We start from the raw sequence: 18176 nt of genomic DNA on the forward strand, positions 1-18176 counted from the left end.
GTACCTTTGGTGTGCAAGGGGCATGTGCTCTAGGTTTACCAGCGGATCTCTCTGTGGTGTGCTCCCCGTCAAGCGGAGACTAAAACATTTCAAAATCCTGCTTAAAAATGTATCATTTCTTACATATTCTTAAACAGCACTGGCATAGAAATTGTGGAACGCCATCGGGGACATTCTCATCAGTTTACGTTGAGTTCTCTTTGTATTGTAATATAGAATGTAATCCCGGATATCCCACTCCAGTTCTTCGATACTGTAGTATGTATGCATATAGATTCTTTCCCGCTTTAACATTCCCCAGAACCCTTCTATTGGGGCATTATCAAGGCATCTGCCGGTTCTGGACATACTTCTTGTTAAGTTGTACTGTTCTGCCATTTCCAGATATTCATTGCTTGTATATTGAAAACCCTGGTCTGTATGGACCAATGGATGTGCATTGGGATTCTGTTTGAAGGCTTTCCTGAAAGTCTCCATAACAAGAGGTGTATCATTACGGTCACTCATCGCATAGGATACAATTCTATGGTCATATAGATCTAAAATCGCGCTTAAATAGAGATGTTTAACAATATAAGTTCCACTGACAGGGCCTGGAATGTTAAGCCGGAATTCGGATACATCTGTCACCCACTTCTGGTCAGGCATGTCTGCATGGAATTTCCTGTTCAGTACGTTCTCTGCTTTGCGTGGACTGTTCTTGCCTACACGGCTATGGGTGCAGCCTTTTGGTCTCCATTTAATCTGGGAATGAATATGCAGCTTACGAAAAAGACGGTAACACCGTTTATCAGAGATATCGATGTTGCATTCTTCCCTTAATTTATCAGCCATCATGCGGTATCCCGCTTCAGGATATTTAATATGAAGCCTGAGAATATGGCAGCAGATTCCCTTGTTTATGAGCTCATTCAGGCTAAGGGGCGTCTTGCGCCAGCTATAGTAGGCAGAGGGGGAAACGTGCAGGATAGTACAACACTTTTGCACGGAAGCCCCATTTTCCTCGCAAACCTCTTGAATCGCTTCATACTGCTTACGATTACGAGTCAACGAAAGCGATTCCTTTTCGTCAACTCGTCCAGTTTTTTTAGAAGCAAAATCTCCAATTCGAGATCCTTGACTTTTTGTCTCAGGCGCACCAGTTCCTCATCTTTTGTTTCCTTGTGGGAAGGATCCATCGGCTTCTTCTTGGGTCTGCCCTGATGGTTGGCCAGTCCTGAATTCCCGTCCTTTTCGTAGCGTTTAACCCAGTTGTAGACCTGACGATAGGAATAACCGTATTTTTCGGCTACAGAACGGTAATCACGGTTGGATTCCAGACATTCCTTGACGATTTTGCAGCGTTCTTCAAGGGTACTTGCCTTACCTTTCATGGATTTATCACATCTCTCTTGATAAGCGTAAGAATCTAATTCTCCATGAATATTATAATGCTTAACCCAGTCTGCAAGAACCCTGGGGGAACGGATCTTGTATTTCTTGCAGATTTGAATGTAGCTGCCTTTACCATTCAGATAATCCTTAACGGCATTTTCCATAAGGGAAAGAGGATAGGTTTTCTTTCCCTTTTTCGGGGAAAAGGCTTCTGCACCCTCGTTCTTGTAATTCATTACCCAAACAGAAACGTTCTGCCGCCGGATACCAAGCTTTTTAGCCACTTGGTAGGTGTTGGATCTGTGTTCAAGGATATCTTTGACAGCGTTGAGTTTAATCTCAGGAGAGATGAATTTATTATTGCTCTTTACCATGACATGCCTCCTTAAAACATTGACATAATTTTTTTCTCCGTCTTAAGGGGAGCATATCACTGGACGGTCCGCAAACGACGGTGGCTGGCAACACGGCTGCCGTGGAAGAATACTTCTACAGTAGTCTTTGTCACCCGAATGTCTACCTTTTCGCCAATCAAGTTGTAAGGGACTGAATATTTGTTCTTGCCATCTGAAATAAGATAATCATTGGGAACTTTGGCTACCGACCAAACAGCAGCCTCAAAATCTGTAGGTGGCAGAGGAAGCATATATTGCTTTTCTTCTTCCATATAGGCACTGTAGCGGGAGCCTGCCATCTGCTTAAAGGGGCGGTCGTTCATTTCTTTAAGTTTTTCCGCAATAGCCTCATTCATTTCATGAAGGGAAAAGAATTTCCTTGAACGTAAGGCAGCAAGAATCCAGGTTTCAGCAAAACGCACAGAAGCTTCTGCGGAGCTTTTATCCTTAGGCCTGCGCACACGGGCTGGTACAATTGCCGTACCATAATGTTCAGCCAATTCCTGGTAACTGTGGTTTAGGATTGTTTCATACTTAGTATTAGACGTGGTTGCAGTTTTGCAATTGTCAGGAATTAGAAGCCGAGGAACACCACCATAAAACTTGAAGGCGTGGATATGGCAGTTCAGCCAGTTCTCAGTTTTCATATCGTCGCAGGCTTCTGCATAGGTATAATAACTGCACGGCAAGGTGGCAATAAAGAGATACGCTGGGCTTGTACTGCCGGTTACCGGGTCATATACGGGAAGAGTATCCCCAGCCCAGTCTACCTGCATGGCATCGCCAGGTTTATGCTGAATACGCATGGTAGCTTTGGTTACCCGAGCCCATTTTCGGTATTTCTCTGCAAATTGTGTACTCATATAAGGCGTTTTGCCAGTCTCGTAGCACTGTCTGCAATATTCTTCCCATAGAAGCGTCATCGTTACACCAGATTTTGCTAGTTCCCGATGGATGTAGGGATAGTCTGGTTCAACATAAAAAACTTTGGTCATGCTCTTTCTTGGGAATAATATTGTTTCCAATTCAGCATTAGTGATGCTGGAATCCAGCGGCCAGCTAATGCCTTGTTGGTCTGCAGCCTTGTAGACTGCACTGATGGTTGGGCGAGAAGCAACTTTGGTTAAAGCTATCCCGCGTTGAGTGCACCCCTTGCTTCGCAGCATAAGAATCTTTCGGTAATCCGTCATATGAGGACCCCCTTATACTAAAGTCACACGAGAACCGTGTGCTATCTTCAGTATGAGAGTTATTGAGCAGGGTGGCAAATACTTCCGGAAGGATGGTCAAATAACTGCGGCAGAGTGGTAAAAAAAGTCCGTGCACATGGCAAAATCGTATCGGTATATTCAGCCAATTTCAGATCAAGTGGAATGACCAACAACCTAGAATGCGATTTTTCCGCTTTAAATTCTAGAAACCTTTGCTGAGTTTATTTCTTTTATTCGACTTGTTTGTAGTGTATAAGTCTCTAACAGTTATCCACGTTAGCTGTTACCCTTTATTGTGTAGACCACAGCATCATCTAATATGCGGTCTGAATCTTCATCAAACCGCCCACGTCATTCAGTTGCTCATGAAGACCATATTGTATTAGCCACATTTTATCTACAATCTACTAGGTTAAAATCCGGGTGTATTCCCTTATCAAATATACTGTGGCCTACTTCATCAAAAATCAAACATGAGGGCTTCAACACCATAGCAAAACGATCTTTTAATTCCGTCGGCTTGTGCTACAATGATACCCAAGTCATTACACAATATTTTTCACAGTTTCTCCCTTACTCTAGATTGTTGGTCACAATTTATCTTGCAATGGAATCTGAAAAAAGTGTAATGGCTATTTTAGTTGAGCTAAATTTGGCGATTTCAGATGGTCTCTAATTGTTCATTTCAGTTGGGCTGTTTTTGGCGATTTCACCTGGCCCCTAACAGTGTGGGTAAAGCTATTAGCCATCATTGCCAAAAAAATCATCCTTTCTATAGGACAATACTGTTTGAGCAACTGTATCATACTTTGAAGGGGTGATTTTTTTGTATAACAATCGACGCGCACCCGCATAGCGGGTGATTGTTTGTCTCGTTTGGCTCCTTATTCAGTTGCGGAACTCGACCGGCTAAAGCCAATAACAACACGAAAATCCCCTCCGATTTGAAAAAATCAGAGGGGATTTTTCGTGTTTCTTAAAGGGGCATTATTTCACAGCCCCTTTATTATTGAGTGTGTATCAATGATAAAACTATTCAGTAAAACAGTGGATATCCTTCAATTTATTAACATATACGTACTTACATAACTCTATAGCTATCCCTATAAGAGAAATGTCTAGAAGCAAAAATGTTCTCAAACTAGAGGCGTACAATGTTGGGGAAAAAATCAATACCATTCTAGCACTCAGTCCAGCAAAATACCACATATTTAAATAAAGTGATTTTTTGCTGACTCCAAATTGTGACAATATCAATACTGCAATAGATATAAGTATCAGTGCACTACAGGCAAAACAAACATAATTCATTATATTAGTCGAGTTCATTATAGTAATTCTTTCTCCGGCATGAAAAAGACTCCAGATATTATTTTGATTTCTTACATTCATGCCCAAAAATTTCAAGAGCAAAATAAAGGAAAAATATAATTTAAGAAGATATTGCTTACGCATTGAGAGCACAATAAAAGAAGATATGACAACAATAAATCCAAATATAAGGTTTGATCTATTCAACATATAAGAGGCTGTAGTCACAGACCCCAAATAAATTTTATCAAAAATAGATAAGGTATAAAAATCAGGAAACCAACTACCCACCTCGCTTAAGAACCGTAGATGATTACCTGGGCACATAATTATCTTTATAAAAGAAATTAACAAGATAGAAAATTTTGCAACATAGTACCACCTTAGTCGCTCTTTTTTATAGTTTAACATATAGGCAACGACTGTCATAAACACAGAAAATACCCACGCAACCTCAGCATCTGTACCAATTAATAGCGTAACTACCGAAAAAACTTGCAATTTTTTATTTGGATAATTTTCATTTAAAATCCTTTTATCTATTACAAAAGATAAAATACAAAGAGTTATGGGCCAAAAATAATTAACAAATGTCGCCGCCCACCCTGCACTGCTCATTTCTTGAATTGGATACAACATACAGAGTAATACAATTACAAGATTATTTATCAGTGTATTTCCGTCTTTCCAAAATAAATACTTCAAACCCATTGCACAACAACAAATCATTACAATGTTTAAAATTTTCCAAAGCAGAAAAGGATAAGGTGGGTAATGCAACAATCCAATTAGGAAACTGTCTATAATTATACGGGACGACCATTTAAAGTAGCGTTGCTTCATATTCTCTATAGATAAAAGCTTCTTAGAAAAATTTATATCATCCCCAAACATACTCATACCCAAGTGCATGAAAAGTAGATAAATCAAGAAAAATAAGAATGGGAGATTTTCCTTGCAAAATATCTTTTTATATAACAATTTTACTTTGCAGTTCATGAGCCAATACACTTCTCCATATCTATTAATGTACACTCACCATTATTCCTATAAAGGAGATATACTCTAAACTTTTTGTTATAACCTAATTTATTCTTAGATATTCGTGTTTCATATCCGGAAGCGTCATACATTGCGAAATTGCCTTTTCTCTTAGTTTTCCCCTCCTTATTTGAAATATCTCTTCTAACTACTAAATGTGTGGGAATAATAATAAATTCTTTCTGATCAACTTCTCTCAAAACAACAGAAACATCAAAGTATTTTATTGGTTCATTCAATTTATAGCAAAATCCAGAAATTATAAAATATTTTTTATTATTTTTAATATTGATCTCAGATTTATATAAACTACTGTGAATATCAGTATGTACTGAAAATAAGCCGTCGTCATTGATAATTTTCCAATTCCCTGCGTGATAAAATATACCCCCACATACGAGAATCACAAATAATATAACGAAAAAAACACAAAAATACTCTAAACAATACCTTGACAATGGTGCCCGTAAACTCATTTATTTTATCTCCTGACAACCTTGAATCTCGCTAACCTATATTGACATTCCATTAAAGATGCTCTCTTCAAAAAAGCTAACCAGTATATCGACCTAAATAGCCTGATTAATTTTTCTTACTTTCCCTACTATGAAACTTCAGTATATATCTTGGTCTTCGTTTTGTTTCTAAATAGATTCTTCCAATATACTCCCCCATCAGTCCCATCCCTATAAGTTGAATCCCACCAATGAACAAGATAGAGACAATGAGAGATGGATAGCCAGGAACAGGATTACCAAAAAGCAATTTAGAAATGAGCATATATGCACCATAAAGGATGGATGTAGAAGCAATCACCATCCCAATATAAAACCAAACATGAAGCAAAACAGTCGAAAAATTAGTAATACCCTCAAGTGCTAAATTCCACAATTTCCAGCCGTTAAACTTGGTTTTTCCTGCAGCTCGTTCGGCACGTTTATAAGGGACAATTGCGACAGTCCCGCCTACCCAGGACAATATCCCCTTCATAAAAAGATTCCGTTCTGGCAATTTTTTGATTTCATCAACAATAGAACGATCGAGCAGTCTGAAATCACCCACATTCTCCTCGATTTTTAAATCACTAATGCGATTATTAAAACGATAAAACCATTCTGCCGTTTTGCGTTTCAGAAATGAATCAGTACTGCGATCTACCCGTTTTGCTAGCACTACGTCAGCACCATTCTGCCATTCTGCCACGAGTTTTGGGATAACTTCAATAGGATCCTGCAAATCGACATCAATAGGGATCACAGCCTCCCCTGTAGCATAAGTCAAACCTGCCATTAAGGCCGCTTCCTTGCCAAAATTTCTCATAAAAGATAACGGAATAATGCGATGGTCTTTTTCTGCCAATTCATAAATAAGCGATTCTGTATGATCACTGCTCCCATCATTCACGAACACAATTTCTAAGTCATACACCTTAAACGATTCAAAAGTAGAAACAGCTTTATAAAATAGAGGAATCGCATCCTCTTCATTATATACGGGAACCACTAAAGATATTTTCATAATAACACACTAAACCTCAAAAAAATTTTTCTCTGTAATATAAAAGACAAACTAAATATATCATACGTCTTTTTATCACATACAAACTCATTTTGTCCTTCAACAGAGATATATTATATTATACCTAATGTTCATAAAATTTTCCTTAAAGACAAAATATGAATTAATTGATTTGTGTTTTGTACATATATCTCAAACCCACTACAATCAATCTATAAACCGTTATCGAAAAACAAAAACAGCTTTGTGATAGATTTTTTACGTGTGCAAAAATTGGCAATTCATCTGTCCGTTTACACTCACCAATCAAAGAGACGTTTTGTATCGCCGATATGCTTTCTTGACCCCAGCGCATAAAGTAAAAGTAAAACAAAAATCTAACTACACCCTTACTTTTTATACCTCTAAGAAAAAATAAGCTGCAACGCTTAAAACTATACCCTACCAAAAACCATTTACTCAAAATTACTTTCTTTTCAACAAATGATACAGTGACTTTAGCCCCAGAATCTTCCCAACCTTATCTTTTATGCGAATCTTTAATGGTGGTCTTAGGTAAATTTCTAAAAGATTAACTACATTTTTATCATTTTTTAACTCATTAAAAAATGCTGTCCGTTTCGGGTTACAAGGGCTAGGTCGATAAAATGATGGATTATGTTTAACTGCTGCATTAAAATCCGTTTTTAGTTTTTTGCCATTTAGATTACTAAAAAACGTTGATCCTTTTTTAGTGTTCAAAAAAACTAAAGAAGTTCCCTTTCCGTCATACATTGTAGGTTCTAGTACTCCAACGCCCCAATAATCTGCCATTGTAATGTCAGATGCTCGATCGTATCTACAAAACTTACATTGATAGCAGGATGGCCGGAGATAAAGGTTAGCCAAAAAACCTCTCAAGTATAAATTTTGACTGACATCTTCATATTCCTTAAACAGAGATGAAGGATTATCACCCTTCTCTATGGTCAAACAATATCGTTCCCACGAAAAATGTTTATCTCGAAACGAAATATTTTTTATTTTATTTATGTCATTCTGTGATACCTCAGAAAGATACTTTCGCCATACTAAAGGTGAAGGAACACCATGACAAATAAAATCAACCAAAAGCAAATTATGAGAGTTTTCAGGTAGAACCCTTTTTAGCCCTTCGCACTGACATGGTGTCCCAACGAACATCACCAAACGACCCTTTTTTAAATCTCTCAGTACATTTTGATATGTATTTCCTATTTTACTTTGCACATATTTCGACATACGTAAATTGTCTAGTTCAAAAACAGATTCAGCCGATTGATGAACAACTTCCCAACGATCGTTAAAACAAGCTCCATAGATGATGCCATTTTGTTTCAATACCTCTTGTGCTAAATCTGTAAAACAGCCTCCGGAAGAACTTTGTATTCTGAATCTTTCGTTCAGACTTATATAAGCATATGTACTAGGAAGTTTTTTATCTTGATATTTTCTTAAATTTATAGCGGGGCACTTTTTAATGCAAACACCGCATTGTGTACATAGTCCTAGCTCAACAGATGGGTATAAAAAACCCTCATCATCTTCTTTCATTGTAATCGCATTAAATGGACAAGTATTAGCACAAGCAGCACAGCCCGTGCAAAAACTAGAATTATCTAGTAAATAATTTCCTACACTTAATTTTTTATCCATTTTCTTCACCTTAAGAATTTATGATAAACCGAATGTACAAGCCCTTTTTCATATTCATTCAAACTTGTAAAGTAAAGAATAACACCATAGATACACGAATACATTATGGCCTTAGTAGCAAAAATCCCCCATGTATTGCTCGATCTTACAAAGGAATTAATAACCATGCTGCAAAGAAGTACGGCTATGGGGCCCTTAGCCATCATTAGAATATTTTTCCAAAATTCAGGGATATTTAAACCAATTCTCTTTTCATAGTACCGATTCATAATTATTCCTGTACTCAAAAATAAAGCTGTTGAAGTTCCTATCGCACAGCCAAAGCCGCCCCATAATTTAGCCAAAGGAAAACTACATGCTAAATTGATAAACGCAATAATACTATATACAGTCATACGATATCGGTTTAAATTCATTGCCTGAAGTATAGCAATGCCTGCATTCTGTAACAGCGGAATAAACATAGACGCCATTAAAAGTACAATCATTGGATATGCTGTTAGATAACCAGAACCAGCCCACAATTTAATAAATTCTCGTCCTAGCAAAATAAAAGACGTCAAAATAAATCCAACAATTATAAACTGAAGTCTTCCTATTTTAATGAATAATTCAGTTAAAGAGCCTTCATTAGCCCCTTCAGCAACTAGCATTGTTACTTTGGGCAGTAGCACTCCACTGATTGCCGTAGAAAACTGCATGTACATCGTCAAAAATTGCACTGCAATTGCATATACTGCAACATCAAGTGTACCACGTGTCATTCCTAAAACAAATTGACCGGTTCCCCAATAAATTTTATCCATTACAACATTAAGAAAAATAAAAAAAGAATACCCAGCGACTTCTTTCAGAAAAGATTTTTCGAAATGACCTCTACAAATTTTAATCGATAAATACTTAAAGCAATACCATACATTAGCTAATAAACAAGATATATTCAAAACGGTCGTAATAACAACCATCATGACTGATCCATATCCCATAATTAAAAAGGGTAAAGTAATACAGGGATTTAAAAGTGTCCGAAAAATATTCATTACTCTCAAAAAAACAAACCGCTCATAGGCTTGGATGATTGAACCAAAAACACTAAGAGGGAAAGTAAATGCTAAATTTACAATAAGCAGGATCGTCATTATTTGGGCTTTTTTCATCTCCAATGGAGATAATGTGTTGCCAAACATATTATCAAGATTAAGATAAAGAACGATTCCAATTATTACAGCAATACAACTAATAATGGAATACAGAAAAAGAAAAAGCCCATTTAATTCAGCTTCTTTACGCGCATTGCCAACAGCTCTGTTACGGGCAGTGTATCGTACTATCGTATTTCCAAGTCCCAAATCCAGTACACTTAGGTATCCTACTAATGCGCCAATTAACGAGTATAGTCCGTACTCAGCTTGCCCAAGTAATCGTAGCATAACTGGAGTGTAGAATAATCCTACTATGACATTTGCGATAATATTTACATATGAAAGCAAAGCTCCTGCCCTTAATTGATTAATCATTAGATTAACACCCCAAAGCATTTGATAAAAATTGATTGCTGCGCTGGTGTTGCTGCTGCAAAATAGAATCTATGTCTGGATATTCTAAAGATAATGGGTGCACAATACTATAATTATTAGTCTGAGTGCCACGACGATTTTCTAAGCCAAACAAATGAAGAAGTGTATCTATACGCGAGTTCATTTTTCCACCAACATTATCCCTCGAATTTAGAGGAATACGATCGCAAACTACGAAAGGTCGCCTATATAAAATAGAGAACACTGTACCATGGAAGGAATCTGTATACACAAGTGAAGCGTTTTTAATTGCACTTATAAACTCATCAACACCAGTAACATAATAATCATAACAACTCGTATCGAGTAAATTGACTACCTCTAATCCCAAATCTTTATGTAACTTTTCAAGAACATTTGTTGGTCGTGCACCAAGAAAATATGTCAGAATATACTTCTGGCCACGATACCACGATGGTAATCGACTAACATTATCCCATTTTTCTGATGACAATAACAGCGTAGGATCCACTAAAGTCGGAACACTTTTACCAGTTAATCTTTGTACTAAATCAGCTCCAGCCTGTTCTCTCATCGAAATACAATCCATACCCTTTAGACCGTTCAAAAAAGTATTGTATTTAGAAGCTGGAATCTCTGGAACGGAAATGCTCGCTGCATAAGCGATTCTTTTTCCTTTGGGAGCAAAATTTAAAAAGTATGATTGAAGTTCTTCATCGCTTTGGAAAAAATATGGATTCCAAACCTGATCACTTCCTACAACAAAATAATCATATTCATTCCCTATTGAAGGCAATGCCTCAAAAGATATATGTCTAGAGTAAATATTCCTATCGCACCAATCTTTAATTTTCCCTTGGCGTACCATCTCCATTCCCCAATATCCACTAAGAATTCTACTCCTACTATTATGCCAATTAATTATAAATTTGATATAATTTTTCCACTTACCATAACCAAACTTCTCTTTCCACCAGTATAGAGGACAAAGATTTTCTGCGGTATGCCAAATAGTATCAACAGACTCTGCATAACGGAGCAGAATTTGTTGAAGCGCATAATTTTGCAATACATTCCCATAATTTGAATACCCATTCAAAGTAAATTTTGCAATTTTCATAATTTACCTTTCTGAATTTTCAATGCTTACATTTTTATTATTTGATTTCACGGCATATGCAAAGGCTAATATAATCCAAGCTGTATACATAATATTAATACTACCATTACAAGCAGCAACTATAGAACCAATTAACGACAAAAGTACTCCTAAAATCTGAATTCTTCTTTGTCCACCAGAAGATCTTAAATTGATGATTAAAATCCAAATACCGTAAAGAAAAGGCACAAAAAAAATACTCAATCCAATAAGCCCATTCTCTGCGAATCTACTAACATATTCATTTTGTGCACCAAATCCACCACTTAAAGGACCCTTTCGCAAATATAGTCTGTAATGCACAATGATTTCCGGAATTTTGAAATCGGAATTTTGTAAATTATGCAATGCATACACATTATTAAATATATTCCCGACACCAAAAAATGGATGATCGCAACCGGTTTTAAAATTAGCCTTGATATATGCAAACCTCGGTCCATTACTCCTTTTATTAGGTGTCCCCAAAGATGCAAAATTTTCCTCAAAATAGCTTGAAGCAGTTATTTCTTCATTATTAACTACATTATTAATTACATTTTTTCCTTTTACTATTAGTGCATTAGAATAAAATAACATTAAGCCAAAAGATATAAATAGGAGTAAACCAATCAAAAGACCTTTCTTTATTAGCTCCTTTTCTCGTACATAAATTAAAAATAGCCAAAGAAGTAAAAATAAACCCATTGTTAAAGCGACTGCCGTCCTTGATTGCGACATAAAAATTATAAATTGAAAAAGGCTTATCAAAGTAATTTTCCAAAAGCTGCACTGAGTTTTATCTAAAATTTGACTCCATGCTAAAGGGAGTGCAAAAGCTGCATAATTACCAATTCTAGAAGGCTCAGGAAAAAGTGACTTCATCCGTATTCCCTTCCAAAAAATAGGAGGCCATGCATTATTAAAAGTTTGTACTTCTTCAATCAATGGAATAATTTTAGCAAGAACTGCTTTGGCAGTTAAATTACCACACAAATAGAACACTTCTAGAGTCGAAAATACAATTATTAAAAGAATGGACGACCAAACCGCTCTGTATAATAATTTTAAATGAAAATCATAATTTTTATAAATACATTTATAAACTATATAAGAAAAGAAAAACGTATATATGGGATAGAAAACAGCAACTTTAACCGATTTCAGAAAAAGATACCCTTTTAAAAGTTTTATAGTAGGTATAGAAATGCCCTTAGAATTCAATATGTCAATTATCCTAGGTACTTTTCCAAGTTGCGATATTGGTGCTTCTACAACTTCCGTCCAAAAAGGAAAGTTAAAAAATCCCAATACGTTACTAAAAATTAGAGTGAAAGAAAAGATACAATAGTAAAAAAGAAAATTTTTATCTTCTCTAAATGTATCAAATAATGTATTTCTTTTTGCAGAGAAAACCAAGTATAAAACTGTTAAAAAAAATAAAAAGTACCATGATAGATTCATTGATAGACCATTACTTAAAAACGTAACTCTGAACTTTTCAGGAATATAAGAAAAAATTAGCGATAAATATGAAAGAAATAATAGAATAGAAAAAAATTTAGAAGAACAATCTATTTGATTCATAAAAAGGCTCCTAATTTAAAAAGTAACAACAGCAGACGCTCAACCAGCATAATGTCTATCATTAAGTTTATTTCAACTTAAAAAAAGATTTTATTAGCTTTTTTAGCCATGGTACTTTAGATATTTTATTTTTGATTCCAAATATCCCCAATATCGAATTAATTTTATTTTCTTGTTTGATTAATTCAGATCTAATCTCAAAGTAAAAGTCGTCCAAATTATCAAGGTAAAGTTGCTTATGACGAGCATAAATTTTATTACAAGTCCATAGCTTAATCTTTGGGTCTTGATCAAATTTTTTATTTCTAGATTCCTTTTTTATACGATAATAAAAAAGAAACTCAGGCAACTGAACTACTCGTCTACCAAGTCCTAGGATAGATAGCCAAAAATCATAGTCTTCAATACCATATTTTAAGTCTAAACAATATCCTCCGACAGTGCTCCAATCACTTTTTCGAAATAGTCCTGAGACGAAAATTACATTATTAACAAGCATTTTACCCATTGAATATTTAGGCAGATCCCATTTTCCTTTATTTTCTCCAAACAAAAATGCTTGACAATATACAATACCAACATGCGGATCCTCATCCAATATCTTAACTGCTTTTGCAACATAAGACGAATCTATTTTATCATCTGCATCCAATGGTAAAATGTACTCACCCTTTGATGCTTTAATAGCAACATTTCTTGCAGCAGAAGGGCCTTCATTTTTTTTATAAATGACGGTAATGCCCTTCTTTTCATATTCTTCAAGTTTTTGTAACGTTAACTTATCAAATGAGCCATCATCACAAATTACAACTTCTATATTAGGATAAGTCTGCTTTAAAGCTGAATTTACTGCATCATCTATGTAAAGTCCATCATTAAAACATGGAATAATCACGCTAACTTTTTTCATTTACACACCTATCGGAATTTATAAAATTAAAATTTAAAGGTCTCTTTCATACCATTCCAGCACTGATCTTTAACGCTTAAATTAAGCGGAGTCCCATCTTTTAATCTATATCCATCTTTAGAAGCAGAACCCATATAATGTCCTTCGAGTTCCGGCCATTCTATCCCAATTTCCGGATCATTCCATGCAAGGCCCCCTTCATCATTAGGGTGCCAGAAATCGTTTACTTTATAACAAAATTCCGCTACATCGGAAAGAACTAAAAATCCGTGAGCAAAGCCTTCGGGAATCAAAAATTGTTTCTTATTTTCTTCCGTTAATTCAACGCCATACCATTTGCCATATGTCTTGGAATGAGCTCGTAAATCGACTGCAACATCAAAGACTCTACCGTGAATGGCACGCACGAGTTTACACTGAGGATAATGTTTCTGAAAGTGAAGGCCACGCAGTACTCCCTTGGTAGACATGGATTGGTTGTCTTGGACGAAGTTTACACGGATACCGGCTTCTTCCATATCCTTCTGATTATAGGTTTCCATAAAGTATCCTCGATTATCCCCATGAACAGTTGGAGTGATAATGCAAAGGCCTTCGATACCACCCACATTTTTTTCAACTTGAATCTGACCCATTTTATATACTTCCTCTCTTTTAACTCAAATCTTGCATATACCGCCGCAACGCATCTTTCCAATCCGGTAATAACCAAAATCCTTGCGCTACAAGTTTTGATTTATCAAGCCGGCTATTATATGGTCGTTTGGCCTTAGAAAGGCCATACTCTTCTGTAGTCACAGGAGTTACTTTCGTAGTATACCCGGCAATTTTAAAGATTTCACAAGCAAAGTCGTACCAACTGATATACCCGCCTTCATTGGTGACATGATAATAGCCATACTTATCAGTTTTAATCATATCAACTAGAAGCATCGAAAGATCAGCGGTATATGTCGGGGTTCCAATCTGATCATTTACGACACGGAGTGTGTCGTGGGTCTTTCCAACATTGAGCATAGTCTTTACAAAATTATTCCCATTGAGGCCAAAGACCCAGGCAATGCGAACGATAAAGTACTTATCAAGAATAGAGGAAACGGCAAGTTCACCGTCAAGTTTACTTTGACCATATACATTGAGCGGTGCATAGTCTTTGCAATCCGGTTCCCATGGAATCGTACCTTCGCCATTGAAGACATAATCAGTACTGATATAGAGCATCTTAGCTCCGATAGTCTTGCAGGCTTCAGCCAAATATCGCGTACCGTCTACATTAACAGCTCGGACTTTGGGGATGTTTTCCGGTTCTTCTGCTGCATCTACTGCCGTCCAAGCCGCACAATGAATGACTGCATCAGGGCGATAATCTTTTACCACGTCAAAGACTTGTTTCCTATCCGTTATATCCAATTGACAATAAGGCATGAATTCAACAGGAGACCCGTTACGGATTCCCTTATATGCGGGAGATGTCCCACATCCCAAGGCCTCTATATTCCGTTTTGCCAGCTCGTCCATGACATCATGCCCGAGCTGACCATTTACACCGGTAACAAGTACTTTCATGCTAAATTCGCTCCCATTTTACCGATTCTTATACATTTTGTCGTAATAGTGTTGGTATTCACCGGAAATAATCGGCTGCCACCAGTCCTCATGCTCCAAATACCATTTAATAGTATTTTGAATACCGTCTGCAAATTTTGTTTCCGGCAACCACCCTAGTTCACGGTAAATCTTAGTTGGATCAATCGCATAACGGCGGTCATGACCTTTACGGTCTTTCACGAAATGAATCAGACTTTCCGGTTTACCTAAGGCCTTGCAAATGAGCTTTACGATATCGATGTTCTTCATTTCATTATGACCACCGACATTATATACTTCACCGACTCTACCCTTTTGCAGGATCAGGTCAATAGCTCGGCAGTGATCCTCGACATAGAGCCAATCACGCACGTTCAACCCATCTCCGTAGACCGGCAACGGTTTATCGTGCAAGGCATTAATAATCATGAGAGGAATGAGCTTTTCTGGGAAGTGATACGGTCCATAGTTATTACTGCAGCGACTGATAGTCACAGGGAGACCGTAGGTTCTGTAATAGGCCAGTACCAAAAGGTCAGCTCCTGCTTTGGAACTGCTATAAGGGCTCGACGTGTGAATCGGTGTTGTTTCCGTAAAGAACAAATCCGGCCTGTCAAGAGGTAAGTCCCCATAAACTTCATCCGTTGAAACCTGATGATACCGTTTGATGCCATATTTCCGGCAGGCATCCATGAGCACGGATGTACCGATAATGTTCGTTTCTAGGAAAATCTGAGGATTTTCAATGGAGCGGTCTACATGAGATTCTGCTGCAAAGTTCACGACAATATCGGGATGTTCTTCTTCAAAGAGATTATAGACAGCCTTCCTGTCACAGATATCTTCTTTTACAAAGCGAAAATTTGGTTTATCCATGATAGGAGCCAGTGTCGACAAGTTACCTGCATAGGTTAGTTTATCAAGGCAAATAATTCGATCTTCAGGATGAGCCTTCAGCATATGAAAAATAAAATTACTTCCGATAAATCCGGCGCCGCCGGTCACAATGATGTTCAAATCGTATCTTCCTTTCAGTTATCATGGAAAAAACGACCCTCAGCAACTTTCAAGAGGTATTGGCCATAAGGGCTCTTTCCATATTTATGAGCACTCTCAAGCAGTACTTCCTTTGTAATCCAGCCGTTGCCATAAGCAATATCTTCGAGAGCAGCAATCTGGATGCCGGCACGCGTTTCAACCGCTTTAACAAAGTTTGACGCGTCACTGAGACTGGCCACTGTTCCTGTATCAAGCCAGGCATAACCCCGCCCTAAAGTCACTACATTGAGCTGTCCTTTTTCCAGATAAATCTTATTCAGGTCTGTAATTTCAAGTTCTCCACGAGCGGAAGGCTTGACCTGCTTAGCATATTCACATACCCTGCTCCCGTAGAAATACAGCCCTGTTACTGCATAGTTAGATTTCGGATGCTGCGGCTTTTCTTCAATAGAGATTGCCTTACCATTTTCATCGAATTCAATGACACCAAAACGCTCCGGATCATCCACATAATAACCAAAAACGGTCGCACCAGTATTGTGGGATGCTGCCTCTTGAAGGTGTTTAGTCAGGCCGGCTCCATAAAAGATATTATCTCCCAAAATCATGGCGCAAGAATCACCGTTGATAAACTCTTCACCCAAGATAAAGGCCTGAGCCAGCCCATCGGGAGAAGGCTGAACCTTATAGGAAAGATGGATACCATAACGAGAACCATCACCGAGAAGCCGTTCAAAATTAGGAAGGTCATGAGGCGTCGAGATAATGAGAATGTCCCTAATGCCTGCCAACATGAGGGTAGACAACGGATAATAAATCATTGGTTTGTCATAAACCGGTAATAATTGCTTTGATGTAACCATTGTAAGTGGATAAAGACGTGTACCACTTCCACCCGCTAAGATGATACCTTTCATTCTAATTCTTTTCCCTCCTAAAAGAACGTACAACATGTTATTATCAAGCCTTTAATGAGCAGAAACATATTCAGAATTAGGATTAAACATAATTTTTAAAATCATAAAAGCTCTGGAACTTTGTCCACGAAAAATTCGGTGTAGCATACTATAGATAATGCCAAGGTAAACAGTGAGTAAACACAAGGGATGATACTTTCGAGTAAAAATTATTCGATTCCTAATCATGTAGAAATCAGACAGTTCTGATCTATAGCTTTTATTTCCTCCTGTGGTTGCACCTTCTTTATGGTAAACAATACTATCAACTGCGCAGGCAAAAGTAAATTTACCTTTAGATCGTTCGACTAAATCTAACTCCTCATAATACAAAAAATAATCTTCTGAAAATAGTCCTACCTGCTCAAGAAATTCTCTGCTTAGGCATAAAGAAGCACCAATTATATAATTGATTTTCGAAAGTTCCTCTTGCTTTGTGATGTTTTTTACTGTACTTAAGTACTTATTATATTTTGCTCCATAACCTTGAACTGAAACCCGATCCCAATATGATACAATTTTCGATCCACACATCCCAATCGATTTATCTTCCTTAAACTTGCTAATTATAGCATCGAGAGCTTGTTCATCTACGATTGTATCATTATTTAAGATCCAAATATAATCCATATCTCCCTTTTCTTGAGCATATTTAATACCAACATTATTGCCACCAGCATACCCATTATTTCTACCAGCTTGAACAAATGTAAAACGTGAATCCAAAGATTTCATTATCCAACTATTAATAATACTTTCTGAGTTGTCATTTGAGGCATTATCGACGACTACCACATGATAGTTGGGATAATTTAATTTTTGTAAACTGGTCAAACATTCATTAGTATCCTCAGCATTTTTATAGTTTAAAACAATTATGTATACTCTAGGAAAAGGACTTTTCATCTTACTTGTTTACTCTCCCTGATGAATCATA

16 protein-coding genes are annotated in these 18176 nt (G+C 36.9%); all 16 read right to left on the bottom strand.

What is annotated here, in order from left to right; all coding sequences use genetic code 11:
* Positions 1-129: 129 nt before the first annotated feature.
* The 16 genes from LKE33_09755 to LKE33_09830 all read right to left on the bottom strand — a co-directional run bounded on the left by LKE33_09755 (position 130) and on the right by LKE33_09830 (position 18145).
* Complete coding sequence (locus LKE33_09755) at positions 130-1050, bottom strand: IS3 family transposase (protein ID MCH3951201.1); 921 nt, start codon at positions 1048-1050, stop codon at positions 130-132.
* On the bottom strand, positions 1047-1748 hold the full coding sequence (locus tag LKE33_09760) for a transposase (GenBank protein ID MCH3951202.1): 702 nt from the start codon (positions 1746-1748) through the stop codon (positions 1047-1049). Before LKE33_09760 ends, LKE33_09755 begins: the two co-directional genes overlap by 4 nt.
* 56 nt (positions 1749-1804) lie before the next feature.
* A complete protein-coding gene (gene istA, locus LKE33_09765) occupies positions 1805-2959 on the bottom strand; it encodes an IS21 family transposase (GenBank protein MCH3951203.1) in 1155 nt (384 codons plus the stop codon).
* Positions 2960-4012: 1053 nt separating this feature from the next.
* Positions 4013-5290, bottom strand: coding sequence for a hypothetical protein (locus LKE33_09770; protein MCH3951204.1), 1278 nt, complete (start codon positions 5288-5290; stop codon positions 4013-4015).
* Entirely contained in the window at positions 5287-5808 is a 522-nt protein-coding gene (locus tag LKE33_09775) for a hypothetical protein (protein MCH3951205.1), read from the bottom strand. The genes LKE33_09770 and LKE33_09775 overlap by 4 nt, the downstream gene beginning before the upstream one ends.
* A gap of 106 nt (positions 5809-5914) precedes the next feature.
* Positions 5915-6850, bottom strand: coding sequence for a glycosyltransferase family 2 protein (locus LKE33_09780; protein ID MCH3951206.1), 936 nt, complete (start codon positions 6848-6850; stop codon positions 5915-5917).
* Between the two features lie 465 nt (positions 6851-7315).
* Positions 7316-8524 (bottom strand): Coenzyme F420 hydrogenase/dehydrogenase, beta subunit C-terminal domain, encoded by a 1209-nt coding sequence (locus tag LKE33_09785; protein MCH3951207.1) that lies wholly within the window; start codon positions 8522-8524, stop codon positions 7316-7318.
* Between the two features lie 5 nt (positions 8525-8529).
* Entirely contained in the window at positions 8530-10041 is a 1512-nt protein-coding gene (locus tag LKE33_09790; protein MCH3951208.1) for an oligosaccharide flippase family protein, read from the bottom strand.
* Positions 10042-10045: 4 nt separating this feature from the next.
* Entirely contained in the window at positions 10046-11182 is a 1137-nt protein-coding gene (locus LKE33_09795; protein MCH3951209.1) for a polysaccharide pyruvyl transferase family protein, read from the bottom strand.
* 3 nt (positions 11183-11185) lie between these two features.
* Entirely contained in the window at positions 11186-12787 is a 1602-nt protein-coding gene (locus LKE33_09800) for an O-antigen ligase family protein (GenBank protein ID MCH3951210.1), read from the bottom strand.
* Between the two features lie 67 nt (positions 12788-12854).
* Positions 12855-13697, bottom strand: coding sequence for a glycosyltransferase family 2 protein (locus tag LKE33_09805; GenBank protein ID MCH3951211.1), 843 nt, complete (start codon positions 13695-13697; stop codon positions 12855-12857).
* 26 nt (positions 13698-13723) lie between these two features.
* Positions 13724-14332 (bottom strand): dTDP-4-dehydrorhamnose 3,5-epimerase, encoded by a 609-nt coding sequence (gene rfbC, locus LKE33_09810; protein ID MCH3951212.1) that lies wholly within the window; start codon positions 14330-14332, stop codon positions 13724-13726.
* Positions 14333-14351: 19 nt separating this feature from the next.
* Entirely contained in the window at positions 14352-15263 is a 912-nt protein-coding gene (gene rfbD / locus LKE33_09815) for a dTDP-4-dehydrorhamnose reductase (GenBank protein MCH3951213.1), read from the bottom strand.
* A gap of 18 nt (positions 15264-15281) precedes the next feature.
* Positions 15282-16244, bottom strand: coding sequence for a dTDP-glucose 4,6-dehydratase (gene rfbB, locus LKE33_09820; protein ID MCH3951214.1), 963 nt, complete (start codon positions 16242-16244; stop codon positions 15282-15284).
* 71 nt (positions 16245-16315) lie between these two features.
* Complete coding sequence (gene rfbA / locus LKE33_09825; protein ID MCH3951215.1) at positions 16316-17200, bottom strand: glucose-1-phosphate thymidylyltransferase RfbA; 885 nt, start codon at positions 17198-17200, stop codon at positions 16316-16318.
* Between the two features lie 51 nt (positions 17201-17251).
* Positions 17252-18145, bottom strand: a complete 894-nt coding sequence (locus LKE33_09830; GenBank protein MCH3951216.1) for a glycosyltransferase family 2 protein — start codon at positions 18143-18145, stop codon at positions 17252-17254.
* Between the last annotated feature and the right edge of the window lie 31 nt (positions 18146-18176).

This window comes from Acidaminococcus sp. (assembly GCA_022482815.1).
Classification (GTDB): Bacteria; Bacillota; Negativicutes; order Acidaminococcales; family Acidaminococcaceae; genus Acidaminococcus.

Coding starts and splice junctions, on each gene's coding strand:
- LKE33_09760 (MCH3951202.1), bottom strand. CDS start 1,748: ATGGTAAAGAGCAATAATAAATTCATCTCTCCTGAGATTAAACTCAAC.
- istA (MCH3951203.1), bottom strand. CDS start 2,959: ATGACGGATTACCGAAAGATTCTTATGCTGCGAAGCAAGGGGTGCACT.
- LKE33_09770 (MCH3951204.1), bottom strand. CDS start 5,290: ATGAACTGCAAAGTAAAATTGTTATATAAAAAGATATTTTGCAAGGAA.
- LKE33_09775 (MCH3951205.1), bottom strand. CDS start 5,808: ATGAGTTTACGGGCACCATTGTCAAGGTATTGTTTAGAGTATTTTTGT.
- LKE33_09780 (MCH3951206.1), bottom strand. CDS start 6,850: ATGAAAATATCTTTAGTGGTTCCCGTATATAATGAAGAGGATGCGATT.
- LKE33_09785 (MCH3951207.1), bottom strand. CDS start 8,524: ATGGATAAAAAATTAAGTGTAGGAAATTATTTACTAGATAATTCTAGT.
- LKE33_09790 (MCH3951208.1), bottom strand. CDS start 10,041: ATGATTAATCAATTAAGGGCAGGAGCTTTGCTTTCATATGTAAATATT.
- LKE33_09795 (MCH3951209.1), bottom strand. CDS start 11,182: ATGAAAATTGCAAAATTTACTTTGAATGGGTATTCAAATTATGGGAAT.
- LKE33_09800 (MCH3951210.1), bottom strand. CDS start 12,787: ATGAATCAAATAGATTGTTCTTCTAAATTTTTTTCTATTCTATTATTT.
- LKE33_09805 (MCH3951211.1), bottom strand. CDS start 13,697: ATGAAAAAAGTTAGCGTGATTATTCCATGTTTTAATGATGGACTTTAC.
- rfbC (MCH3951212.1), bottom strand. CDS start 14,332: ATGGGTCAGATTCAAGTTGAAAAAAATGTGGGTGGTATCGAAGGCCTT.
- rfbD (MCH3951213.1), bottom strand. CDS start 15,263: ATGAAAGTACTTGTTACCGGTGTAAATGGTCAGCTCGGGCATGATGTC.
- rfbB (MCH3951214.1), bottom strand. CDS start 16,244: ATGCTGAAGGCTCATCCTGAAGATCGAATTATTTGCCTTGATAAACTA.
- rfbA (MCH3951215.1), bottom strand. CDS start 17,200: ATGAAAGGTATCATCTTAGCGGGTGGAAGTGGTACACGTCTTTATCCA.
- LKE33_09830 (MCH3951216.1), bottom strand. CDS start 18,145: ATGAAAAGTCCTTTTCCTAGAGTATACATAATTGTTTTAAACTATAAA.